Here is a 24,257-nt window from a genome sequence, read left to right as displayed (position 1 = left end):
TTAAACAGACTTTTCGGGACTTGTCAAAACCCCCAGCCGCTGCTGTAACAGGGCGCTGCTGGTGGTGTATTGCAAGACCCCTGAGGCCTGTGGATTCAAATAACTGGCTGCGGCAAACGCAGACAGTGTGGCTTCATGAAAGCCACAAACGATCAGTTTCTTCTTTCCACGATAGGTATTGATATCCCCCACGGCGTAAATGCCGGATGCACTGGTGGCAAAGGTGGCTGTATCCACCGTGAGTTGTTTGCGCTCCATGGCCAAGTTCCATTGAGCGACAGGCCCAAGCTTGGGGCCCACACCCATACATACCAGCAGGGTGTCCAGCGGCAGTTGGACAGACTGGTCGTCAGGTGTCTGCAGTGTGGCGCTTTTGAGGTGCCCACCTTCCACGTCAATTCCAACCAGTTGCCCGGCTAAAAAATTCACTTTGCCGGCTTCACGCAGTTCTGCCAGTTGGGCTAACGCGGTGGTGCTGGCTTGCAGCACATCACGGCGGTGGATCAGTGTGACACTTTGGGCCTGGTTCGGGCCATCTTCGGCGATGGCAATCGCATTGGCGACTGCCGCATCGTCACCGCCGGCGATAAGCACTGCCTTGCCTGCGGTGACCGAAGTGGGTGCTGTGCGGTAAAAGAACTGCTTGCCCAAAAACGCTGCCAAACCTTCAATTTTGAGTTCTTTGGCCACAAACGCCCCGACACCCGCAGCGATGAAGACTGTGCGTGTCAAAAACTGCTGCTGGGGTGTGGTCACCAACCAGCGCCCGTCTTCTTGGGCACAGACTTCGTAGACCTGCTGGTTAAAGTGAAACGCGGGTTTGAATGGAGCCACTTGTTGGAGCAGCAGTTGTATCAGTTCGCGCCCGGTACAGCGTGGAATGCCCGGAATGTCAAAAATAGGTTTGTCGGGGTAAAGCTCGATGCACTGACCACCCGGTTCACTCAGCACATCAATGACATGAGCGTGGATGCCTTGTAATCCGAGCTGAAACACCTGAAACAGCCCGACCGGGCCAGCACCGATGACCAGGGCATCGGTTTGAATACATGTGGTGTTTAACTGGGTGTTCAAAGTCAGCTCCAGAGGCCAAACGTGAAAAACCCCGGCTTGCCGCAATTTGAAAAAATCACGGCAAGAGCCGGGGTGAGATGAGGTTGGGAATCAGCGAATCAGCTCTGAGAGCTTGCCGGTCTTGTCTTTCCACTCTTCGGCTTCAGGCAGCGCAGGTTTGCGCTTGGTGATGCTCTTCCAGGTGGGCAGCTTGGCCAGTTCAGCATTCAAGGCTGTCATGTGGCGCTGATTTTTCGGCACGTCTTCTTCGGCGTAGATGGCGTTGACCGGGCACTCGGGGATACACACGGCGCAGTCAATACATTCATCGGGGTCGATGGTCAAAAAATTGGGGCCTTCGCGGAAACAGTCCACCGGGCAAACATCGACACAGTCGGTGTACTTGCACTTGATACAGGCTTCGGTGACGGTATGGGTCATGGTGTTGTCTCTAGGGTTAAATGCAAAAACGTGATTTTAAGGGGTCACAACAAGGAGCCGGGTAGCATAGTGACATCCTGGTGAAGGAGCCTTGATTTGGATCAATTGACCAGAGCCGCCCCAGCTGTTTTGTGGCTGGCGGTGTCGACCAGCACCAAAGAACCCAGTACGCGTGATACCTGGAAGGGTCTTGCCGCAATACCTTCTTGCAGCAACAGCTCCACATGCCCAATGCTGTTGGCGGGCAGTGCGTCAGCGTAGTCTTCGGCCAGGGTGTTGATGTCAAGCCGGTGAACAATACGTTTGACGCGGGCCTTGACCCAGCGGTGGCCGTGCAGCGCCCAGTAAACCCGCCCGGCAATCAGCGGTTCGTCGTCCATCCAGGCCACGGTGACGCTGAGTTCGCGGCTCGGGGCCAGACTGCTTGGGGCCGGGGTATCGCTGAAATCATCGTCGGCCTGCAGGGTGCTGGTGACCGGTGTTTCAAGGGCCAGGAGCCAGTCGCCACGGGATACATCCACTTCACGGTCCAGCACAATACCGGCGCTATGGCCTGCTGGCACGGCACCAGGCTTGCGCGTGGTGCCCAATACTTGGGCTACCGTGGCTATTTGCCCACTCGGCAATACTTTGACGGGTTGACCGACTTGCGCCACACCTGCGGCCACCCGGCCCCAAAAGATGCGGCGCCCCTGGGAAGTGTCGGCACTGGATGAAAACTTTTCGACCCATTGCACCGGGAAAGCCAGCGGCAACCCGGTGTCGGCTGGGGTGGTGGGCAGCAGTTCCAGAATGTCCAGCAGGCTCGGGCCGTGGTAGCCGCACCAGCCATCCACCTCATCCACCACGTTGTGGCCTTTCAGGGCGGAAATGGGCACGATGGTGGCGATTTCGATGCCGGCGGCGCGGGCGAATTCTTCCAGCGCTTCACGGATGTTGGTAAATGCCAGGGTGGCCTGGCCTGCCGTTTCGGGTTTGGCTGCGTCTTCCAGGGCATCAAGTTTGTTGACGGCAAACACGATGCTGGGCACACGCAGCAAATTGCACAGCAGGGTGTGGCGGCGGGTTTGCGGCAGCAGATCCAGGCCGGGTTGTTGCCACTGCAGTTTGGTGGCATCGACCAGCACCACGGCGGCATCGGCGCTGCTGGCGGCAGTGACCATGTTGCGGGTGTACTGCTCGTGGCCGGGGGCATCACCAATGATGAATTTGCGTGCGGCGGTGTTGAAGTAGCGGTAGGCCACGTCGATGGTGATGCCTTGTTCGCGCTCGGCGCTCAGGCCGTCGGTGAACTGGGCCAGGTCGGCCTCGCCGCTTTTGGAGACGTTGGCCAGCTGGTCTTGCAGCACGCTTTTGCTGTCGAGCAGCAGGCGGCCAATCAAGGTGCTTTTGCCGTCATCGACGCTGCCGCAGGTGATGAACTTGAGGGCGGATTGATGGTCATTTTGGCTTGTAGCGCTTGTATTTGTTGCGCTAGCAGCTATTGATGTTGTAGTGTTCATTGGTGTTCTTTCGTGGCAATTTTTGCGGGTGTGCGTTTGTCGTGAAGTACCAGTTGGTTATGCCTATGTAGTTTTAACCCGCAGCGCGCATTGGGTATCCGACTCCGCGGATGTCCCCCGGCCCTTCGGGCCTCCTCCTTGATTCCGCTGCGTCAGACACCCAACGCACACTGCTAATCGTTGTCGCTATCGTGGCCATTTTCAAAGACAGTCTTTCACAAACAGCGCCAGGCGTGGTGATCGGGGCATGTGACCGGGCTTTGGGGTGAAAGGCGCGCGTCGACAGTCGGTGGCGAACTGAGGCTTGTCTTTCGCGCGTGTTTTCATCCCAAAACCGCATGCACATGACCCGGTCGCTACGCCGGGTTTGAAGTACAAATGCACAGGAATACTTAAAAGTACCCATCTTTTTTCCGCTTCTCCATCGACGCCTCAGAGGTCTTGTCATCCATGCGCGTGGCACCGCGTTCGCTCACATCGGCGGCCAGGGTTTCCAGCACGATCTGCTCGGGCGTGGCGGCCAGGCTCTCTACCGGGCAGGTGCAGGTGATGTCGCCCACGGTGCGGAAACGCACGTCGCGCAGTTCGGCCACTTCGCCGGGTTTCAAGGGGGTCAGCTCGGTCACCGGTACCAGCAGGCCCTTGCGCTCCACCACCTCGCGCTTGTGGCTGTAGTAGAGCGAGGGCAGGGCGATTTGTTCGCGGGCAATGTACTGCCACACGTCCAGCTCGGTCCAGTTGGAAATTGGGAACACACGGAAGTGCTCGCCCGGTTGCAGTTTGGTGTTGAACAGCGTCCACAGCTCGGGGCGTTGGTCTTTGGGCTGCCATTGGCCAAAGCTGTCGCGGTGGCTGAAGATGCGTTCCTTGGCGCGGGCTTTTTCCTCGTCGCGGCGGGCTCCGCCAATCAGCGCGTCAAAGCGGAATTCTTCAATCGCTTCGAGCAGCGTGACCGACTGGTGCACGTTGCGGCTCTCGCCCGGGTGCGCCAGGCGCACCGTGCCACGGGCCATCGAGTCTTCGACGCTGCGCACGATCAGCTCGGCCCCCAGCTCCTTGGCGCGGGCATCGCGGAAATCGGTCACCTCATGGAAGTTGTGGCCGGTGTCGATCATCAGCAGCGGGTAGGGAATTTTGCCGCCGGTGGCTGGCGTGCCAAAGGCTTTCTCGGCGCATTTGAGCATCACCAGCGAGTCTTTACCGCCGGAGAACAGCAGGGTCGGGCGCTCAAAGGCGGCGGCCACTTCGCGCAGGATGAAGATGGTTTCTTCTTCCAGTGCGTCCAGGTGGGCGTTGCTCAGATGATCAGGGCGGTGGTGCGTCATGGGTTGCAGCAGGTTGGAGTGAATTGGGGCGTTCATGAGGATAGCTTTTCGGGTAAGGGGCTGGATTTGACATGCAGGCCGCACTCTTTGGCGGCCTCATCCTCCCACCACCAGCGTCCGGCGCGGAAGTCTTCGCCCAGGCTGATGGCACGGGTGCAGGGGGCGCAGCCGATGCTGGGGTAAAACTGGTCGTGCAGCGGGTTGTAGTCGACCTGATTGTTGGCAATGTAGTGCCACACGTCGCCCCAGGTCCAGTCGGCCAGCGGGTTGAGTTTGACACGCGGCTCGGAGCGGTCGATCAGCGGCACCTCGGCGCGTGCGCCGGATTGCTCGCGGCGCAGGCCGGTGATCCAGGCCTCTTTGCCAGCGAGGGCGCGGCTCAGCGGCTCCATCTTGCGGATCTGGCAGCAGGCTTTGCGCAGCGCAATGCTCTTGTACATCGCATCCTTGCCTTCGCGGCTGACAAACTGCACCACGGCTTCGTTCACCGGTGTGAACACGTCCACCGGGGCGCGTGAGCTGGCCTTGAGGCGCTCCAGCAAGGTGAGTGTCTCAGGGTGCAACTGGCCGGTTTCCAGCACAAAGATGCCGATGTTGAGTTGCAGGCTGTTGACCAGATGCACCAGCACCATGTCTTCAGCCCCCAGGCTGCAGGCCAGCGTGATGCGGGGGGCGGCACCGGGCGTGAGGGGGGCGTAATCCTGCGCAGCTTGGGTCAGGACGGCCTGGGTCTCGGCCAGTTTTTGCGCAAACGTGGCGCTGGCGCGGGCATGCAGGTCGATGGCGCTCATGCGCTGGCTCCTTGGGCCGCAAACAGGGCTTGTGGGTGATCTGCATCACCTTGGTAAAAGTCGGTAAATTGGCTCAGTTGGCGTTGTGCATGCGCCAGGCTCTGGTCATCACGCAGCACGGCAGAGCTGAAGCCGCTGCGCTGCATCAGCAGCACCTGGTCCACCAGCACGTCGCCAGTGGCACGTAATTCGCCGGTAAAGCCCAGGCGGCGGCGCAGCAGGTAGGCCTGGCTGTAGGCGCGGCCATCGGTGAATTTGGGGAACTGCAATTCAATGCAGTCGGCGCTTTGCCATGCCACGGTACTGACATCGGCATCGTTCGCAATTTTCAAGACATTTGGGTCTGAAGCCCTTGTTGAATAATCGCTAGAAGCTATCAATTGAATAGTATTTTTCATGGTGTTCAGGTTTTAATCGGTGGCGGCATCGACGGTGCTCAGGTGCACATGCAGCACCTGGCCGCCGTCACGGGTTTCATGGCGCACGGCGTTGGCGGCTTGTTTGAACGGCGCCAAGCCCAAGCGGCGCACGCTGGCAATAAAGGGCTCACCGGCCAGGCGTTGGGCGCGGTAGGTGTCGAGCAGTGCTTCCACCACATCGGTGACCTCGCTGGCCGCAAACGAGGGGCCAATCACCTTGCCTGGCACCGCTTCGCCGCTGAGGCTGCTGCCGTCGGAGCCGCCGAGCGACACCTGGTACCACTCGCGCCCGTCTTTGTCGACGCCCAGCACACCAATGTGGCCGGTGTGGTGGTGGCCGCAGGAGTTCATGCAGCCGCTGATGTGCAAGTCCACCGGGCCAATGTCAAACAGCTCGTCCAGGTCTTGATAACGCTCGGCAATGCCAGCGGCCAGCGGGATCGAGCGGGCGTTGGCCAGGGCGCAAAAGTCACCGCCGGGGCAGGTGATCATGTCGGTCAGCAGGCCGATGTTGGCTTTGGCCACACCCAGGCTGCGGGCGGCCAGCCAGAGTGCGGGCAGGTCGGTGGCTTGCACCCAGGGCAGCAGCAGGTTTTGCTCGTGTGTCACCCGCACTTCACCGGCGCTGAAACGGTCGGCCAGATCGGCTGCAGCGCACAACTGGTCGGCGGTGGCATCACCGGGCGCAAAACCCAGGCGCTTGAACGACAGGGTGACCGCACGCAGGGCCGGGTTCTTGTGGGCGTGCACGTTTTGATGGAGCCAGCGCTGGTAGTCGGCGGCCTCTTTGTCGGTGAATTCAAATGCTATATTTGTTGTAGCTGCTTGCGCAGGTTGTACAAGGGCTGGAGGCAAAAAATGCTTTGAAACCCGAGCCAGCTCGGCTTGCGGAATGGTGTGTTGGCCACCGTCATGTGCCACGATCTGCGCAAACTCGGCTTCGACCTCATCCACAAAGCGCTGGCCTTCGGCTTTGACCAGAATCTTGATGCGGGCCTTGTACAGGTTGTCGCGTCGGCCAAAGCGGTTGTAGACGCGCACCACGGCTTCCAGATAGTTCAGGATTTGATCCCAGGGCAAAAACTCGCGCAGCGTGCTGGCAATCACCGGGGTGCGGCCCATGCCGCCGCCGACCAGCACCTTGAAGCCAATCTGGCCCAGCGCATTGCGGCGCAGGTGCAGGCCCACATCGTGCCAGGCGGTGGCGGCGCGGTCTTCTTCGGCCCCGGTGATGGCAATCTTGAACTTGCGTGGCAGGTGCGCAAACTCGGGGTGCAGTGTGCTCCACTGGCGCATGATTTCGGCATACGGGCGCGGGTCAATGTCTTCGTCCGGGGCAATCCCGGCCAGGGCATCGCTGGTGATGTTGCGAATGCAGTTGCCGCTGGTCTGAATGCCGTGCAGGTCCACCTTGGCCAGCAAGTCCATCACGTCGGCGCTTTTATCCAGGGGAATCCAGTTGAACTGCACGTTTTGCCGGGTGCTGAAGTGACCGTGGCCGACCGGCAGGTGGGGTGTGCCCAGCTCAGCCTGGGTGGCGCTGGCGTGTGCGTACACGGCGGCACTGGGCTGGTCATAGTCGCGGGCAATTTTGGACAACACACGCAGTTGGCGGCTGGACAGCTCACCATAGGGCACGGCCACCCGCAGCATCGGGGCGTAGCGCTGCACATACCAGCCGTTTTGCAGGCGCAGCGGGCGGAACTCGTCGTCTTTCAGCTCGCCCCTGAGGTTGCGCTCCAGCTGGTCGCGGTACTGGGCGGCACGCTGGTGGATGAATTGGCGGTCAAAGTCGGTGTAGTGGTACATCGGGTTTTTCTTTCAAATGGCAATCAGTTTGGTGCCGGCATAGGCCAGCAGCAGCGACAACAGGGAGCGGATCACGCGCTCCGGCACACGGCTCATGAAATGCGAGCCCAGCCAGATGCCGGGCAAGGAGCCCGCCAGCAGCAGGCTCAGCATCGACCAGTCCACCGAGCCCAGGCTGGCGTGACCAGCACCGGCTACCAGCGTCAGCGGCACGGCGTAGGCAATGTCGGCGGCCACAATACGCGGCAGCGGTAGCAGGGGGTAGAGCAGCATCAGCACTGTGACCCCAATCGCACCAGCCCCGACTGAGGTGAGCGACACCAGCGTGCCAATCAGCGCGCCAAACAGCAGCGGCAGGCTCCAGTGGCGCGGGGTCAGCACCAAGGCCTCCTGGCCTGCCGCAATACGAGTCGGGGCGGCTTTGCCACGCAGCGCCTTGTACAAGGTGGCCGCAGCGGTGAGCAGCAGGGCTACGCCCAGGGTGGTGGTCATCAGTCGCTGGATGGCGGCATCGGCCGGGCCGACAGTTTTCAGAATCCACAGGGTGATCAGCGCAGCCGGAATGCTGCCGGCACTGAGTTGCAACACCACACGCCATGGCACCAGGCCAGAGCGGGCCATCTTGACCGTGCCGCCCAGTTTGGTGAAGGCGGCAAACAGCAGGTCAGTGCCCACCGCCATGTAGGGCTTCACGCCAAAGACAAATATCAGAATCGGGGTCATGAGCGAGCCACCCCCCACGCCGGTCAATCCGACCACGGTACCTACAAAAAAACCAGCGAAGATAAAAGCGATGTCATGCATGGGGCCAGACTGTAAAGTCTGATTGTTATATTTCAAACGATATTATCGTGATGATCATATTCACTATTGGATATAAAGGGTCTTGCGAAAGTCGAACGGATAATGCGGACAGCAGCCCCATGTTCTGTGTTGCCATGATCGCGAGTCACCCCATGAACCTTGAAGCATCCGAATTGCCCGAAAACAATGCCATGCTGGAAATGTCATTGCCCACGGCCCTGGAACTGACGCACCTGGGCTTGGCCACGCTGCTGGATATCCGTCAGACTTTTGAGATCCAGATGAAGGGTGCCATTCCCGATACCTTGCATATCCCTTTGTTTGAAGTCAAAGTCATGTTGGGCCATACCTTGACGGAGGACGAGCAGGACATCCTGGATGCCGGGCAGCCCAAGGACATGGATGCCAAATCCTTCTTCACCATGATCAACCAGTTGCACCATGAGCGAGACCACCTGTTGTTGTGCATTTGCAACAGTGGCCGGCGTAGCCTGACGGCAGCTGCCTTGTTGCGCTCACTGGGTTACCCCAAGGCCTTGTCGGTCGCTGGTGGGTTTCAAGCCTGGAAAAAATGGCAAGCGGCCCGTATCAACGCCGCCTGAACGCAGACACCGCAGGGCTTTGTCCGGTTGTTTTAACGAGCGTTTTTGCTGGCAGCCAGAGTATCCGCATAGGCTTGACTCAGATGCTGCTGCAAAACGTTGGCTTGTGGCCACAACCGGTCTTCTGCCCGGGCTTCCAGTTCCGAGGCCAGGCGAGCCATACGCTCCAGCCCCATATTGCCACAGGAGCCTTTGAGTTCATGCGCTAGGCTGCACACGCCAGAGGTGTCCTGTTCTTGCAGGGCCATGGCAAGTTTGTTCATCAGCACATCGGTGGTTTGCTTGAACAGGGTCAGCAGCCGGGTGATGGTTTCAGTGTCGTCGCCAAAAATGTCATTCAAGTAGTCAAAGTTGATCAGCACGCCCATCTTCACCCCGTCGGGTACTTCGGGCGGGCGGGGTGGCCTGGTGGCAAGTGGCGCTTGGGGTGTGCCAGGTGTTTGAACCCACTGCTCCAGCAACTGACGCAATTGCCCTGGACGGATGGGTTTGCTCAGGTAATCGTCCATACCTGCGCTCAGGCAGTGTTCACGGTCGCCTTGCATGGCGTTGGCGGTCATGGCAATGATGGGCATGTGGGGGCGAGCGTTGTCTTGTTCAGCCTTACGGATCAGCGCGGTTGCCTCAAAGCCGTCCAGCACCGGCATTTGGCAGTCCATCAATACGGCCGCGTACATATTCACCTGGCGTGCTACGGCGGCTTCGACGGCTTGCACAGCTTCTTGACCGTTGTTGACGATGTGCAGGGTGTAGCCCATTTGGGTGACTTGCAACTGGGCCACTTTCTGGTTGATGAGGTTGTCTTCGGCCAACAAAATCAGGCCCCGATCTCCTGGTGTGTGTCTGGTCGTGGTGCCTGATTCGGTCATCTCCGGCGAAGGTGCCAACATTTCCCAGGCATCATCCATGACCTCATCGCCGGCAGTCAGGGCACCCTCAGCGGTGTTGACGGGCTCCAGGGGCAGTGTGAACCAGAAGGTGGAACCTTGGTTGACCTGGCTGTGAATGCCGATGGTTCCCCCCATCAATTCCACCAGCCGTTTGCAGATCGCCAGGCCCAGGCCCGTACCACCGTATTTGCGTGTGGTGGAGCTGTCCGCCTGGGTGAACGACTGGAACAGTCTGGCTTGTGTGGCCGGGCTGATCCCAATGCCGGTGTCATGCACCTCAAAACGCACCATCTCGGGGGTACCCGCAACACGCACCACCGTCAGTTCGACTTGTCCTTGGTGGGTGAATTTGATGGCGTTGCTCAACAGGTTCAGCAATACCTGGCGTAGCCGGGTGGGGTCGCCGCGCAGGTAGTGGGGCAAGCTTGGGTCCAGCTGGCTGGTCAGGCGCAATGATTTTTCTTGGGCTCTGGCGGTCAGCAGTTCGATACTGCCTTGCACCAGTGGCTGGATAGCCAGGGCCGTGACTTCAATGTCGAGCTTGCCCGCCTCAATTTTGGAAAAATCCAGAATATCGTTGATGATGACCAGCAAGGCCTGCGCCGAGTCCCGCACGATGCTGGTGAAATCGCGCTGTTCGGCATCCAGCTGGGTGTCCAGCAACAAGTCGGTCATACCAATGATGCCGTTCATGGGGGTGCGAATTTCGTGGCTCATGGTGGACAAAAACTCGGATTTCAGCCGCGAGTTTTCCAGTGCCTGATCACGCGCTTCGTGCAGCGCACGTTCGGCCTGTTTGCGCAGTTCAATGTCTGACAGCAGCCCGATGTAGTGGCTGACGATGCCGTTGTCACTGTGCACCGGCGAAAGGTGCAGCTCGCCCACAAAGGGGGTGCGGTCTTTGCGCAGGTAATTCATCTCCAGGGTAATGCTGGCACCTTCGCTCATGGCCTGACTGATCTGGGCGAACTTGGCCACATCAGCGTCCGGGCTGCGCATGAAGCCGGCGCGCTGACCCAGGACTTCATCACGGCTATAGCCAGAAATACGGCAGAAACCGGCATTGATGTACTGGATGATCGGCCCTTGTTCATGCGGCAATGCATCCATGATGTGGATGCCCTGATCGGTGTCCTGAATGGCCGCCTCAATCAGTTTGAGCTGCGTGCGGGTGCGAATTTCTTCAGAGATGTCACGCTTGATGGCCACAAAGTGCGCAACTTCACCACCTTCAATGATCGGGGTGATAGTCATTTGCTCGGAATAAATCTCCCCGTTTTTACGCCGGTTGGTCAGTTCTCCCTCCCAGGATCTGCCCTCCAGCAAGGCTTGCCACATCTGCTGGTAAAACCCGCGCTCATGCTGCCCGGAGCTGAGCTTGCGGGAGTGTTCCCCGACGACTTCGTCCGGCTCATAGCCGGTGATCTTGCAAAATGCCGGGTTGACATACTCAATGATGCCCGCTCGGTTGGTGATCACAATCATGTTGGCTGCTGCATCCAGCGCGGCTTGTTGCAGGCGAATGCGTGCTTCGCTTTCAATACGTTCGCTGATGTCGTGAAACGACACCAGGGAGCCTGCAATTTTGCCGTCTTTGAGCAAGGGACTGGAGCGATACGAGACCGGGATATGCCGACCCAGGCGGTTCACAAAGTGTTCTTCGCCATCTACGGCCATGCCCTGATCCAGCACTTTGATCAGCGGGCATTTCTCTTGAGGGAAATGGGTGCCATCTGGATACGTGGCGTGGATGGCCTGGTGCGCAGGCTTGCCCTGTAGTTCAGCCGCAGACCATCCCAAAATATGCTCACCCACGCGGTTGATGAAAGTGATGGCGCCTTGCATGTCGGTGGCATAGACACCGTCGCCCAAGGTGTTGAGCATGGTGTCGTTCTGGGCACGTTGTTGTTCGGCATCCTGTTTGGCAATTTCTGCCGAGCGCAGGGCCGCGGTCAGGCGGCGCATGAACAAAATACCTGACAGTCCGCCCAAAATCACCACCAGTGAAATCAGTCCGGTTTCAATTTGCTGGAGGTGTTCGGTCCGGCTTTGCAAGTTGTTATCCAGCACCTTCAGCCGCTGGTCACCTTCAAGGAAAAGGCGGTTGGCGTTTTCATGCAGTCGCTCAAAATAGGGGGGGATTTGTTTCAGCAGTAACGCAATCTCTTCCTCAACCTGGTAAAAACCATCACGGTCTTCGTTTTCAATGGTGTTCCAGCGGCGCTGCAGCAGCAAGCCCAAGGCCTCTTTTTTGAGGCCAATGGTGTTGAGTTGGGGCGCAATTTCCAGCAGTTCCATAACCACCGCAGACCCATCTGCTGGCGGGGTATACCGTGCCTCTCGCACCATCTGTTCTGCGCTATCCAGGTTGAGTTGCATCTGTCGGGTCGAAACACCGCCGACCTGGAGCACATCCAGATCATTTTTCAGCTTGCTCAGGTGCGTGTTGACCGATTGACTGATGCGCTGGAATCCCGTGCTGTTTTGTGTCAGGGCCATGCTGTAGATGTCTTTTTCCAGCGCCTGAATGCTGCGCACGATTTCTTCGCCCACAAACAACCGTGCGCGCTCGTTGGCACCGAGTTGTTTGATTTCGGATTCCAGGTTGCTGAAGTAGCCCCGCAGCCCGAACACCAGGAACAGGCAAAGTAAAAAAATGCCAAACAGCCACTCCAGTGGCCGATCAAGCCGTGTCAGCAATGGGGAAACCGGCTTGGCTTCTTCGTGGGGCTTGTGCGTTGGGATCATGTTTCAGTGCTCAGTGTGAGCCATGGCTAGTCAGCGGTCAAGCGGGGTTTGACTGTCCAGGAACCCATGTTTTCTGAAAATTGCTTGCCCTTCAGGGCTGGCCGCCAACAGCATGAACTTGCCCGCCAATTCGGGATGCTGGGTGCTTTTGAGCAAGTTCAGCAGCAAGGCCTGCGGTTTGGCCAGCTTGGGGTCCAGGTCAATCACATCGAGTTTGGCGGCATTGTCGGCAAACAAGCCCGTGGCACGCCAGCTCAGGGTCAGGTCGGCTTCAGCCTTTTTCATGGCGTTCATCAAGCTGCGCGAGTCGGGTGACAAAAAAGCCGCTGCCTTGACCACCTTGGGGTAGATACCCAAGCCATCCAGCACGTTTTTAGCCTCCAGCCCGACACTGCCCGATTCGGCATTGCCGAGAATCACCACCAGGTCTTTGCGCAGCATTTCCTTGGGGTTGGCCTTGACTTGTTTGGGGTTTCCTTTTTGCACGATCAGCGCCATCTGGTTGTAACCCACCGTCACATAGTTGCCCAGCAAACCTTCTTTCAGATGCAGGGTACGGTATGACGGCTCACCGGGCAAATACCAGTCGCCCTGGCCACTGCTCTTGGCGGCTTGATAAAGATCTTCAGATCCCCCCTGGGCAATGATGATCTTGACGTTTTCACGTTTTTCAAAGAGTTGGGCAATCTCGGTCATGGGCCGCACCATGGTGATGCCGCAATGCAGCAGCATCTCCGGCGGGCTGGTTTGTGCGGTGACCGCCATGGAGGCACTCCCGATCAGAAGGGAGAACGCCAGTGGGCGGAGAAAAGAGAGAATCATCACAATAGTCCGGTCAAAGTTTCAAATCAGATTGAACCAGCCTAACACGGCCCCTGCACCCAGCAGCCACAGCAAGTGCAGCTGGGTGCGCCACACCAGAATGGCCACCAAGGTGGTCAGCAGCCAGATTGGCCAGTGGGTCACACTGGTACCTTGCGCGGTGGTCAAAATCCATCCGGTCGCCATCAGCAGCGCCACCACCACCGGGGCCAGGCCTTGCTTGAAGGCGCGCACCGCACGCCATTCGCGGTTTTGGTGGGCCCAGCGCGAGGCCACAAATGTCAGTGTGGTGCTGGGCAGCAAAATACCCAGCATCGACACCAGCACGCCCAGCAGTGCACTGGCCCAGACTTGCCAGCCTGCCGCCCAGCCACTGGCCGCGTTCAGTCCTACTTGCCAGCCCATCAGCGCCACAAACAGCACATTGGGGCCGGGTGCGGCTTGGGCGATGGCAATGGCGGCGTTGAACTGGCTATCGGTCAGCCATTGGTGCTGGTTGACCAAGGTGCGGTGCATGTCCGGCACGGTGGTGATCGCTCCCCCCACTGCCAGCAGCGAGAGGGCCATGAAGTTTGTCAACAGGCCCAGCCAGTCGGTGGCGCTCAGGATCGTGCTCATGGTTGTTCTGCGGACGCTTGTTCAAGTCGCCCCAACTGACGGTAAGCCCATAACCCACCAATGCCACCCAGGCTCAGCAACACCCAGATCAAGGGCAGATGCAGGAACGCAATTGCTATAAATGTCGTAGCTACTAGCGCATAACATACGGTCATTCCAAGCACATTTTGCTTTAAAGCGGTGAACAGTTTCAGGCCTGTGGCGGCAATCATGCCGGCAGCAACCGCACCCATGCCGCGCAAGGCACCTTGTACGTGCGGGGAATCTGACACACCGGCAAACAGTGCCGCCAGCAACAACACAATCACCAGCGGAAAACTCAGCATGCCCGCCAGCGCCACCATGCCGCCACGCACACCAAAATAGCGGTCACCAATCATCAATGACAGGTTCACCACATTCGGGCCGGGAAGGATCTGTGCCACGGCCCAGTCTTCCAGAAATTGTGCGGGGGTCAGCCACTTTTTCTTGTCTACCAGCTCGCGCTGGGTGATGGCGACCACACCACCAAAACCTTGCAAAGCCAGGGCGGTAAAGGCCCAAAACAGCGCGGCAAGGCTTTCGGGGCGGGGCTGGTCGGTGGGTGTGTCAGGCAAAGTGTTTGGAGTAGGGTTTGAGGCCATGCGCCATTATCAAGTGCGCAGGGGCACCGTTCTAGGGGCAGGACGGCATCGGTTATCTTCAGCGCATGTCTTCTACACACCGTTTTTCAAATGTCGTACCGCTGCTGGCCGTGTTGGGCTCGGTCACGGCGCTGGGTATTGGCACGTCTCTGGCCAAACAGCTTTTTGCCCAGGTGGGCTCTTTGGGCACCACCGCCTTGCGGGTGGGGTTTTCCGCGCTGATTGTGCTGGTGCTGTGGCGGCCCTGGCGCTGGCCTTTGTCGCACCAGGATGCGGGCTCGCTGCTGCGTTATGGCGTGGCATTGGGCGGGATGAACCTGCTGTTTTACATGTCGCTGCGCAGCATTCCCTTTGGTGTGGCGGTGGCGATTGAGTTTGCCGGGCCTCTGGCCATGGCCATGTGGTCATCGCGTCAGCGGGTGGACTTTGTCTGGCTGGCTCTGGCCGTGTTCGGTTTGGGCTTGTTGTTGCCTTTTGGCCATCAAGGCCTGGTCGGGCTGGACCCTGAGGGAGTGGCTTATGCGCTGGCAGCGGCCTTGTGCTGGGCGGCCTACATTGTGTTTGGCAAACGGGTGGGGCATTTGCATGCCGGGCACTCGGTGGCGTGGGGGCTCACGGTGGCGGCCCTCACCGTGGTGCCCATGGGGGTCTGGCACGCCGGTGCCGCGCTGCTTTCTCCGTCGGTGTTGTTGTACGGTGTGATGGTGGCCGGCATCTCCAGTGCGCTGCCCATTTCGTTGGAAATGCTGGCCCTGAAACGCTTGCCTCAGGAGGCTTTTGGCATCATGACCAGTCTGGAGCCCGCCGTGGCGGCCTTTTGGGGCTGGTTGATGCTCGGTGAACACCTGGGTGTTGTGCAATGGGCCGCCATGGGTTGCATCATGCTGGCGGCGGCGGGTAGTTCGGTGACAGCTCGGCGGGATGTGCCGCCCAGCACCGCTTCTGAGTTGGTGACGTGAGGGCCTGGGGGCTGCCTGATTTCAGTGGGTGTCTGCGGTTTGCTGCAACAGCCAGCGGATCACCCCCGCATCCAGACACATTTGCAGATGCCCGATACCACTGAACTCGGTCACGCGGGCGCTCTCAAGCCGCTGCGCCACTTGTGGGTAAACAATGTTGTCGTGCTGCGTCAAGGCCAGGTGCATCAGTTGGCGTTTTTGCGGTGTTTCACTGGCCGACAGTTCGGCCAGCCAAGTGCTGTGCCAGGCCATTTGTTGCCCATTGGGGGTGTGAACCCACTGTGGCGCACGGGTGCCTTGATGCGGTGTGCCCAGGGTGATGATTTTGGCCGCCTGCGCGGCCCCAAAGGCGCGCAGCCAGGCCCGAATCGCCAAACCGCCCATGCTGTGGCCGACCAGCACCACTTGGGATGCCCCGGTTTGGCGGCGCAGGTCTTGCACCACACGCTCCAGCAAGGCGGCGTAATCTTCAATGGACGTGAACAGGGGCTCCAAATCCACGGCAATCACCGGGTGACCCGCCTGGCGCAACGCTGGCACGATCTTGTCCCACACCCGGTGGTTACACACAAAACCATGCACCAGCACCACTGGCAGGGCGGTTGACCCAGGAGTGGGTTGGCCAGTGGGCAGCAAGATGCCGGGATGGTTTTTGACCCAGGGCATGCGCAAGCCAAACACCAGCACCGCCGCTTGGAGTTCCCCCCACGTTGCTTGTAGCCAGGGCCAGAGCGGCCCATCGGTGCGGGATGTCCACATGGAAAATCCAATGATCACCACCTGCCAAAACAAAATCCAGCCGAAGCCACCGATCAGCACCAAGCCGAGTGCGCTAGCTCCCCAATGCGGAGCCATGGCCACCGCCCCCCAGGTGCCGAGCAAGGCACCGGTCAAAAATTGCACAAGGTAGGTGAAACGAAGGTAGCGGGCAAGCATGGCGGGTTTCCTGAAAATGGCCTGGTGTCAAGTATGCCTGCCTTCGCTGAAAGCCGGGCAAGGCCGGTTCGTTCGTCATGCCAGGCATCCATACGATGCGCTGAAGCTATTCGCCAAACGCTACAAACTCAATAGCTTATTGCGCATACAGAATAAGCTCTAGAGGCCTATTTTCATATGAAACCTGAACCTGATCGGCACTGCTGCGGGTGGCGATGAAGCGCTGTGCCATCTTGCGGTGATGAAGACAAAACATACCCGCACCAAGAAGAAAAATGGGCGGGAGGGTGGCAGCCAAACTGCGCAGGAATTTTTATGCCATATGGGCCTCTAGCGCTTGTTTTGATTGCGCAAGGTGCTATCTTTTTTGATCAAATAATTGGAATATGACCCTGATTACCAAATTTGGAGCACACGATTTGAGGCGGTGGAGCGAATTGTGATCAAGGGTTCCATAGCCATTTAACGTTAGCGCTCAGCAGGAGCCGAAGGCGATCCGCTGGAGCCGCCTGTTATGCGACTTCTCCAGTACGCAAAACCACCTGGGAGCCAGTTGAAGCGTGGCAAAGGGGTCTCCATCTTTTTTCTTATCTCCAGCACAAATGTTTCTTTACCAAACCGGGATTCGTATAGTGCCAGCAAACGGTCAATTCGCCGAGATAACATGCGCCGGGCGCTTCCAGGAACAAAATTTCTGAACCTCGCAACACTTCCGCGCACCACGCCACGAAAGTTTTCCTTCGGCATACCAACAAGCCGTGCGCGAAAGTGTTTCGCGTGCTTGACTAAGGTTCGGTGAGGATGTCTACGGTGCCGCATAGCGCCCAGGTTAACCGACGCCGTGGCGCGAAGCGCGGAGGGTACCAACACTGGCCATGAAAATGCCGAAGGCATGGCCAGTGTTGGCGTCCGCGTTGAACCGACAGTTAGACCCCTTTTGATATGCTTTGAAGCAATGTTGGTATTTCTTCATATTGCTCATACCAAATAATGTTGACGCCTAACTCGCGCAGCACGCCTTCATTGAGCTTGTGATGCCTATCAAGAAATCGCTTCACCAAGCCTGACGGGGCTCTCACTGCTGGCTTTTCCCCCTCAGTGGAGAAGCTTTCGTAGGTTATTCTCTTCATAAATGCAAAGTGCTTCGGTTTGTCGATGGACTTTGCGGATATTTCCAGCAATCGTCTTAGGTTTGGATCCGTAAGAGAAAGACCAACCATAAGGCAGCTTGTTTCTTTTAGACTGTTGAGCTGGATAAGATTTGACCAGTGATAGGCTTCTCTGTAAATTTGATGGTAGCCTTCTTCGGAAAAAACAAGGGTTGCCTTGTTAATATTCTGATATTCATCCCTGTTTTCTGGAAGAAATCCATGAACATGATATATCGGCAGTTCTTCAGGGGATGCGAGATCAACCTCCTCAAATATGCTTCTATAAGAGAGCCCTCGCGCTTTAATTTCTCGCTCAAGCAAGTCATCGAAGTTGTATGTCAGAACCGACTTTACTTTTGCGCCAGTTCTGCTTGGAGCGCAAAGGTTTGCGATTGATTTTATCAATGGAGAGCTAATTGAGTATTTTTTGTTCCTTAGGCCGTAGAGTTGTTCTGTCACCGCCTTAATGAACTTCCCTTGCTCGGATTGAGAGTCGGCTGCAATGCCTTTTCTAATATACCTGGCCAGCATTAGGGCGGATGGGCCGTCAATTTGCCGTAAGCGTTTGACAATGCTTGATATTTGATCTGGATCTGCGTTCTTCCCTCCCACGCCGTCTTCTGTAAGCATTGATACAAAGAGGGAATTCAGAAGCGTATCCCAGTCCGGAAGTCCTGCGCTGCTTGATACGCCAGCGCCAAGCAGCATTGAGAAGCGGCCTGACATGTAGTTTTCTCGTATGGCCGAAATAACAGTCTTTCGCTGCTCTTTCCAGTCCTCATACTTTCCTTCTAACGCCACTCTGAATCGGTTGGAGAAAAGATTGTCGGCAACTTCAGCGGATACCTGTGGGTGCCTGTTTATAAGAGCCTGGATTTCATTTTGCCCCCACAGGACAATGTTTTTTGCGCTTGGAAAGTTCTTTGCTATTAATGCCTTGGCATCGACGGGATAGCTTCCAATGGAAATGAGGAGCAAGGACGACGCGCCATCCTGTGAAAGACTGATGTGGCGCTGTAACTCCTTGGCTATTCTGTTGGGACTTAAAGAGCGAACTATCTCGATTGCCACAGGGCCCGGTATGTCACCAAAACCTTCTGGCGCAACTGCGTCATACGCGGCAATGTTGTTGCCGGAGTGATAGATCAGAGTTTGACCTCTGCTAGTGGCTTCTGCCTGAAGAATTTTTATAATGAATGATTCAAACAGGTAGTATCCGCTGCCCCCGTAGCTGGAGAGCTTTTCTTCTAATAGTGCAAGATCCACAGTGTCTCCTAAAGGGGTCTAACGTCGAACGTGAATGGACCACAGCGGCGCACTCAATTGTGAAGAATGGCGACCACGATGGCCGCCGTTATGGATCCATTCGACGGCCCCGTTAGGCAGATCATTTGGGGACACGGCGAAAAACTCCTGAATTCTCAAGTGCAGCAGCCACTGTTGAAACGACATCCTCTGACTGTTCCTTAGGAATGACGAATAGTCCGCCCCAATCGTCGGAGAGATCGAACTCTCCTCCTGAGAAAGAGCATTTCCAGATGAAGTCATCACACACTGGAGGCTCAGCATGTGCCCTGAATTCGGGGAGCCACTGTTGAAGCAGTGAGAGCACCTTGGGGAACTTTTCCGAGCGATGGTCACCGTGAAACTCTATAAGCGGCCGACCACTTCCATCGAGTGCAGGGCGAATCACAAACTCCTCCATGTGCTGCCTAACGTCGGAGTTGACCGGCACACAGCGGCAAGGCGTTGCGAGACGTATGCTCCCGCGCATGGCTTGCGAAGCCTTGCCGCTGTGTGTCCGTGTCGAACGACCTGTTAGCCATGTGCGCGTGGGAGTCGCTCAGCGACGTATGCGTCCACCAGTTCACGCCACCGCGTGGGATGAGAACCTTCGTCGACAGCTCGTTTTCGAAGATCCTTGAATTCGGCCTCAGTGATCTGTGTCTGTGCGATCGAGTCAATTGCCCATCTGATGGACTCCACTGATTGGGCGGCGATCGAATCAATGAGAAGGATGGCGCGAAGAGTAGTCTCGTACGTTCCCCTCTCCTGATCGGGGGCTCTAATGGCGCGGTGGCGCAGGTAGTCTGCTGCACCCCGGTACGAGATCTCGCCGCCTCCGAACCGGAGGTGCTCCGCCTCCTCAGGAAGACCACAGGCCCCACAGATGTACGCGACCAGCTCTGACTGATCGATCCCTGATCCGATACCCTTGAGCCCCAGCTTTCGCCCTAAGACGGATCGTGAAAGAAGCAAGAAGCTGCTCATCACGGCGGCCAAAGCAGGGGCAAAGAGCGCCAGTAACCCCGATGGCTTTGAAAGTGACAGTGGCCCGTCCTTCTTGCTCGAGTCAGCAACCGCTTGAACCCCGGGGGCTCTAACAGTCACTATAGGCTCCGTCTCCGGAGGAACAAGAGACATCAACAATGAGAGCTTCACTGTGTCGCCCGGATTGAGCATGTCGGCCCGTATGTCGATCTGGCGCGCCGTCTTCTCCTCCGTCATCTTCACTCCAGGTGTAGCTTCGGCAGCTACCTCTGTCAGCTCTCCGGTCTTGAGCGCCAACTGCACCAACGTTTGCGCGACCTCTTTGCTGCCGCTGTTTCGAACCTCGACGACGTAGATCCGCTTCGTGCCTCCCGCTCCAGAGACTGCTGGGCCCGCGATCACCGAATAGGAGAGAGCCGGCTCTTTGGTCGTGAACCAATATGTAGCCACACCCGCCAGCACGGTAAACACGCCGGTAAGGACAGCGGTGATAACGGCGGTCTTTGTACCTGAATCGCTCATGTGTTCGTATGGAGTATGTTGTTCTTGGCTAACGAATAGCGTTTATCCGCCGCGCTGCGATGCTTGAAGAGACCATAGATACCTCCCGCGGCTGATAAACCTTGTTGGACTGAACCGCCTGCGTGGACGCTGGCGAATAGGGGATTGAAAGCTTCTCCCCCGCTTGTGATGTCAGATCATAGCGGGACAGCAGCACAAATCTGTCGCCAAGCACCCCAGTTCACATGCAAAGCAGCACCCCATTGAACTCAGACAGCCCAGCTTTCGAACTGCACGCAGGGCTTTGCTAGTGACACGCACAAGCCCCGCCCCGCCAACCCCATGAGCAGCGTGCAAACCCCTGCAAATTGCAGCACCTTGTCCGTCCTTCACGGTGGCCCACGCTCCTGCGGCCAAGCCATCGCGCCTGGAGTTGGCAATTGTTTGGCCCCGCTCAACACCTCAGCCGTTCGCAAGTGCCCTACTTTGCACACCGGGCACAGCCCCACGTCGATCCGGGCTACCCGCGCCATAAACCCTTGAGCCGACTCCAGCGCCTGTGGGTTGAGTGCTGGCATCTGTACGGCCAGCCGTGCCGCCTTGAGCTTCTTGCCCTTGCAGCTTGATGCCAGCACGCCATAGTGCCGAATACGCTTGACCCCGGTGGGCAACACATGCAACAGAAAGCGGCGCACAAACTCTGTGCCATCCATTGTGTGCAGGCGTTTGCCGCCCTTGTCATTGGCGCGCACCGTGAACGCCACTTCGCCCTTGTTGATGGAGCGAATCCGTTCGTTGCTGATGGCCGTGCGGTGCGTGTAACGGCTCAGGTATTCCAACACCTGGGCTGGGCCTCCCAGTGGGGCTTTGGCATACACCACCCAGTCATGTTTGTAGAGCCTGCGCTGTCGATCACACCAAGCATCAGCATCACCTTGCGGGTCGTGCGTGATGTCGCCCTTGTGGTGGGCGCGTGCCAGTGCTGCCAGAAACTTGCCCCGAAACACCTTGGACAAGGCCTGCACCGGAAACAGGAAGTCGGGCTTGCGTACCGGCGTGACCCATTGCCCCGTCTTGTCCAGCACCCCGCAGGCCATAGCCGCATGCACATGGATGTGATGCTGCAACTCTTGCCCCCCAGGTGTGCAACACCAGGCTGAAGGCGGGTGTACCGCCCTTGGCCCCCCATCCACTTCGGGTTAGCCGCAAACTCTGACAAGGTTTGTGCGGTGCAGGCAAACAAGGTGTCAATGACCCAACGCGGGTGCACGCCATACAGATCATTGAGGCTGTGCGGCAGGGTGAACACCAAATGCACATAGGGCACGTTCAGCACTTCGGACAGCCTGCCTTGCAGCCAGGCATCTTTGGCCCGTGCCCCGCACTGCGGGCAATGTCGGTTACGGCAGGAGTGGTATTGCCAGTGGCTGTGGCCACAGTGCTCACACTCAAGTCGCTTGCCACCCATGGCTGCGGTTCGGCAGGCAACGATAGCCCGCCAGGCTTTGGCCTGGGGTGTGTCGATAGCGCGTGGGTTGCCAGATGCGTTGAGCCGAACTGGCGCAGCACATCGGCCAAGGTGGCCATGCGGGGGGAGCTGCAACCGTGAGCTTGAGCGCTTACAGCTTGGGCAGGCCCGCCAGCAGGTCTAGTGGATCAATGTCTTTGGGTGGGTGAAACTGCGGGCTGATCAAGTGCAGGTAGCGGCTGGTGGTGCTGATGTGGCCGTGGCCCAGCAGTTTCTGGATGGTGAAGAGATCGACGCCCCCCTTCAAGCAAGTGGGTGGCAAAGTCGTGGCGCAGGGTGTGGATGCCGCCGCTTTTAGTGATGCCCGCGTGCTGGCGGGCGGCTCGGTAGGCGCGTTGGGCCGTGTCGATGCTGATGGGTTGCATGCCAGTGGCGTCGCAGAACAACCAGACTTTGGGGTGAAAGGTGCGCATGTAGGTGCGCAACAAACCCAGCAAGGTTGGACTCAGCAAGGTGTAGCGCCCCTTGCCCCCTTTGCCGCAGGCCACCCGGATGCACATGCGGTCATTGTGGCTGTCGATGTCACCCACGTGCAGGGCGCAGGCTTCGGACACCCGCAGTCCCGTGGCATAAATGGTTTGCAACAGCATGCGGTGCATGGGGTGCCAACAGATGGCAAACAGGCGGGCGATTTCCTCTCGGGCCAACAACTCCGGTTGTTTGTCCGGTGTCTTGGCCATCGGAATGTGAAACAGTGTTCGTTCATGGCCCAGTACCTTCTCGTACAAAAAGCGCGCTGCGCTGGCGGCTTGATTCATGGTGCTGTAGGAAAGGTGGCGCTCCTGGAGCAGGTGCAGCAAGTAGGCATCAACCTCTTGGGCTGTGTACTCGGCGGGGTCGCGTCGGTAGTGTTTGGCCATGCCATAAATGGCCTTGACGTAACAGTCTTGGGTGCTGGGACTAAAGCCACGAACCACCATGGCGTCGATCATGCTCTGGCGTAGAGGTCTCATGCTGCTATCTCCTTCAAAACCGGGGAACATTCCCCAGCCCGAAGGCTTCTCCTGCATCGCCTCAAATGCAAGCCACTTACCAACAAAAACGCGGCGCTGGCCTGCTTGAGACCCACCACCGCGCCAGCGGTTTAGTTCAACGTAATGTCCAAGGCAAGACTTGCAAAATATTCTGGCCGCTGCGTATTAATCTGGTCATGAAATTCTCATGAATGTGGCTTGTAGTCTAGCTCACAAGCCGATTAGCTGGATAAATAACCAGGTATAAAATTTTCATGAAACCCGGCACACCACCCCTGCAATCTACCCGCATGCTGGATCAGTTGCGCGAGCGCATCCGGTGCATGCACTATAGCTTGAGCACTGAAAAGGTTTATCTGTACTGGGTGCGTTTTTTCATACGCTGGCATGGGCGTGGCGGGCAGATGAAGCGTCCACGCACCATGGGTACGCCTGAGATTGAGGCCTTTCTGACCATGCTGGCCACCGAGCGCAAGGTGTCTACTTCAACGCACAACCAGGCACTGAGCGCGCTGCTGTTTTTGTACCGCGAAGTTCTGAAATTTACACCCATGTGCTCAAGGCGGCGGCGGGTGGCACGGCCAGCCCGCTGGACGCACTTGCTAGCCTGGTATGAGAACAATGGGTTTGGGCAAAAAATGGGCGGGTAGCCACAGACTTTCATGCAAGGCTCAAAACCATGCGCTGAAGCCGTTCGCCAAACGCTACAAACTTAATAGCTGCTTGCGCATACAGAATAAGCGCCAGAGACCAATTTTTCATATAAAAACCAAACCTGCTCAGTGCTGTGGCGAATGACACCGAAAGCAATCAGCCCAATTTGCAGAAGTTTTATATGCCATATCAGCCTCTAGTGCTTATTCTGCTTGCGCAAGCAGCTATCATTTTTATCAACTCACTGAGTTTGGCCGCAGTCCACAATGGCTGTTTTCTGCTCCCACTGGGGCAACTCACCCGCGCGTTTCTGCAATTCAAGCAACTGCAAGCCCTCCCGAACCGGTGTTCCCACACCCTCATGGACGGGGTAGGGGGCCACATGGCCAGAGGGTGTGTAGCCGCGCCGGTGGTAGTAGGCAAGTAATTCCGGGCGTGCCGAAACCACCGACATTTTCAGCAGCACCGCCGCATATTTGCTGACCGCCAGGGCCTCTGCGGCGGCAATCATCTGTTTGCCAATGCCCGTGCCTTGCAGTGCGGGTGAGGTTGCCAGCATGTTGATGAAGCAGGCATCCGCGTCCTGCTCAACCTGAACACAGGCCACCACCACCCCGTTTTGACGCATGACGAGAATGCTTGAACCGTCGGTGAAAAGTTGGCCAACTTGTTCGGCGGTGATGCGCTGGCCGGTGACCAGCCCGTTTTCATGCGTCCAGCCACGCACATGCTCGGCGGGTCGATAAGCCTGGTTCACCAGGCGGGCAATCTGGGGTGCATCAGTGGGCTGTGCTTCTTCAATTCGGCAAGGCATGGGGGTGTCTCTCAAGATGGGT

General features: G+C 57.9%; 21 protein-coding genes and 1 pseudogene. 3 read left to right on the top strand and 19 right to left on the bottom strand.

The features are described 5' to 3' along the window. The 8 genes from LDN84_RS16140 to LDN84_RS16105 all read right to left on the bottom strand — a co-directional run bounded on the left by LDN84_RS16140 (position 1) and on the right by LDN84_RS16105 (position 8,144). Entirely contained in the window at positions 1 to 1,074 is a 1,074-nt protein-coding gene (locus tag LDN84_RS16140) for an NAD(P)/FAD-dependent oxidoreductase (RefSeq protein ID WP_223904456.1), read from the bottom strand. Positions 1,075 to 1,164: 90 nt separating this feature from the next. Further along, entirely contained in the window at positions 1,165 to 1,494 is a 330-nt protein-coding gene (fdxA, locus tag LDN84_RS16135; RefSeq protein WP_223904455.1) for a ferredoxin FdxA, read from the bottom strand. Between the two features lie 101 nt (positions 1,495 to 1,595). Beyond that, positions 1,596 to 2,996 carry a sulfate adenylyltransferase subunit CysN gene (cysN, locus tag LDN84_RS16130; RefSeq protein ID WP_223904454.1) on the bottom strand — a complete coding sequence of 467 codons (1,401 nt, stop codon included), beginning with the start codon at positions 2,994 to 2,996 and terminating at the stop codon, positions 1,596 to 1,598. Positions 2,997 to 3,388: 392 nt separating this feature from the next. After that, on the bottom strand, positions 3,389 to 4,357 hold the full coding sequence (gene cysD, locus LDN84_RS16125) for a sulfate adenylyltransferase subunit CysD (protein WP_223904453.1): 969 nt from the start codon (positions 4,355 to 4,357) through the stop codon (positions 3,389 to 3,391). After that, entirely contained in the window at positions 4,354 to 5,112 is a 759-nt protein-coding gene (locus tag LDN84_RS16120; RefSeq protein ID WP_223904452.1) for a phosphoadenylyl-sulfate reductase, read from the bottom strand. Before LDN84_RS16120 ends, cysD begins: the two co-directional genes overlap by 4 nt. After that, on the bottom strand, positions 5,109 to 5,444 hold the full coding sequence (locus LDN84_RS16115) for a DUF934 domain-containing protein (protein WP_435405892.1): 336 nt from the start codon (positions 5,442 to 5,444) through the stop codon (positions 5,109 to 5,111). Before LDN84_RS16115 ends, LDN84_RS16120 begins: the two co-directional genes overlap by 4 nt. Positions 5,445 to 5,522: 78 nt before the next feature. Further along, positions 5,523 to 7,340, bottom strand: a complete 1,818-nt coding sequence (locus LDN84_RS16110; RefSeq protein WP_223904450.1) for a nitrite/sulfite reductase — start codon at positions 7,338 to 7,340, stop codon at positions 5,523 to 5,525. Positions 7,341 to 7,352: 12 nt separating this feature from the next. Further along, the gene (locus tag LDN84_RS16105) at positions 7,353 to 8,144 is read right to left on the bottom strand and encodes a sulfite exporter TauE/SafE family protein (RefSeq protein ID WP_223904449.1); all 792 of its coding nucleotides are present in this window, start codon (positions 8,142 to 8,144) and stop codon (positions 7,353 to 7,355) included. A gap of 152 nt (positions 8,145 to 8,296) precedes the next feature. Between LDN84_RS16105 and LDN84_RS16100 the strand changes: the two genes are divergently transcribed. After that, positions 8,297 to 8,746, top strand: coding sequence for a rhodanese-like domain-containing protein (locus LDN84_RS16100; protein ID WP_223904448.1), 450 nt, complete (start codon positions 8,297 to 8,299; stop codon positions 8,744 to 8,746). A gap of 32 nt (positions 8,747 to 8,778) precedes the next feature. Here LDN84_RS16100 and LDN84_RS16095 read toward each other — a convergent pair whose 3' ends face one another. Genes LDN84_RS16095 through LDN84_RS16080 form a run of 4 tightly spaced genes read right to left on the bottom strand, consistent with a single transcriptional unit; the run spans position 8,779 to position 14,447 of the window. After that, on the bottom strand, positions 8,779 to 12,384 hold the full coding sequence (locus tag LDN84_RS16095; protein ID WP_223904447.1) for a PAS domain-containing hybrid sensor histidine kinase/response regulator: 3,606 nt from the start codon (positions 12,382 to 12,384) through the stop codon (positions 8,779 to 8,781). Positions 12,385 to 12,414: 30 nt separating this feature from the next. After that, complete coding sequence (locus tag LDN84_RS16090; protein WP_223904446.1) at positions 12,415 to 13,206, bottom strand: substrate-binding domain-containing protein; 792 nt, start codon at positions 13,204 to 13,206, stop codon at positions 12,415 to 12,417. A gap of 21 nt (positions 13,207 to 13,227) precedes the next feature. Further along, a complete protein-coding gene (locus LDN84_RS16085; RefSeq protein WP_223904445.1) occupies positions 13,228 to 13,824 on the bottom strand; it encodes a chromate transporter in 597 nt (198 codons plus the stop codon). Next, positions 13,821 to 14,447, bottom strand: a complete 627-nt coding sequence (locus LDN84_RS16080) for a chromate transporter (RefSeq protein WP_223904444.1) — start codon at positions 14,445 to 14,447, stop codon at positions 13,821 to 13,823. Before LDN84_RS16080 ends, LDN84_RS16085 begins: the two co-directional genes overlap by 4 nt. A 65-nt stretch (positions 14,448 to 14,512) precedes the next feature. Here LDN84_RS16080 and LDN84_RS16075 point away from each other — a divergent pair, with 65 nt between their 5' ends. Beyond that, the gene (locus LDN84_RS16075; RefSeq protein WP_223904443.1) at positions 14,513 to 15,406 is read left to right on the top strand and encodes an EamA family transporter; all 894 of its coding nucleotides are present in this window, start codon (positions 14,513 to 14,515) and stop codon (positions 15,404 to 15,406) included. A gap of 21 nt (positions 15,407 to 15,427) precedes the next feature. Here LDN84_RS16075 and LDN84_RS16070 read toward each other — a convergent pair whose 3' ends face one another. The 6 genes and pseudogenes from LDN84_RS16070 to LDN84_RS16045 form a co-directional block, all read right to left on the bottom strand. Beyond that, the gene (locus LDN84_RS16070) at positions 15,428 to 16,342 is read right to left on the bottom strand and encodes an esterase/lipase family protein (protein WP_223904442.1); all 915 of its coding nucleotides are present in this window, start codon (positions 16,340 to 16,342) and stop codon (positions 15,428 to 15,430) included. A gap of 926 nt (positions 16,343 to 17,268) precedes the next feature. Continuing rightward, a complete protein-coding gene (locus LDN84_RS16065) occupies positions 17,269 to 18,759 on the bottom strand; it encodes an SIR2 family protein (RefSeq protein ID WP_223904441.1) in 1,491 nt (496 codons plus the stop codon). A 121-nt stretch (positions 18,760 to 18,880) separates the two neighbouring features. Next, entirely contained in the window at positions 18,881 to 19,198 is a 318-nt protein-coding gene (locus tag LDN84_RS16060) for a hypothetical protein (protein ID WP_223904440.1), read from the bottom strand. A 113-nt stretch (positions 19,199 to 19,311) separates the two neighbouring features. Then, positions 19,312 to 20,286 carry a hypothetical protein gene (locus LDN84_RS16055; protein WP_223904439.1) on the bottom strand — a complete coding sequence of 325 codons (975 nt, stop codon included), beginning with the start codon at positions 20,284 to 20,286 and terminating at the stop codon, positions 19,312 to 19,314. A gap of 368 nt (positions 20,287 to 20,654) precedes the next feature. Continuing rightward, a pseudogene (locus tag LDN84_RS16050) lies at positions 20,655 to 21,852 on the bottom strand (IS91 family transposase). Between the two features lie 69 nt (positions 21,853 to 21,921). Next, complete coding sequence (locus LDN84_RS16045) at positions 21,922 to 22,746, bottom strand: tyrosine-type recombinase/integrase (protein WP_223904438.1); 825 nt, start codon at positions 22,744 to 22,746, stop codon at positions 21,922 to 21,924. 275 nt (positions 22,747 to 23,021) lie between these two features. On the opposite strand from LDN84_RS16045, the gene LDN84_RS16040 reads away from it, so the two are divergent. Continuing rightward, positions 23,022 to 23,417 carry a phage integrase N-terminal SAM-like domain-containing protein gene (locus LDN84_RS16040; RefSeq protein ID WP_435405891.1) on the top strand — a complete coding sequence of 132 codons (396 nt, stop codon included), beginning with the start codon at positions 23,022 to 23,024 and terminating at the stop codon, positions 23,415 to 23,417. A gap of 245 nt (positions 23,418 to 23,662) precedes the next feature. Here LDN84_RS16040 and LDN84_RS16035 read toward each other — a convergent pair whose 3' ends face one another. Then, positions 23,663 to 24,235: a GNAT family N-acetyltransferase gene (locus tag LDN84_RS16035; protein WP_223904437.1), complete on the bottom strand. Its 573-nt coding sequence runs from the start codon at positions 24,233 to 24,235 to the stop codon at positions 23,663 to 23,665. Positions 24,236 to 24,257 lie beyond the last annotated feature (22 nt).

Source organism: Rhodoferax lithotrophicus (genome assembly GCF_019973615.1).
GTDB classification, from domain to species: domain Bacteria; phylum Pseudomonadota; class Gammaproteobacteria; order Burkholderiales; family Burkholderiaceae_C; genus Rhodoferax; species Rhodoferax lithotrophicus.
Note: the sequence above shows the minus strand (reverse complement) of the source record. Positions and strands in the feature narration are given on the sequence as shown.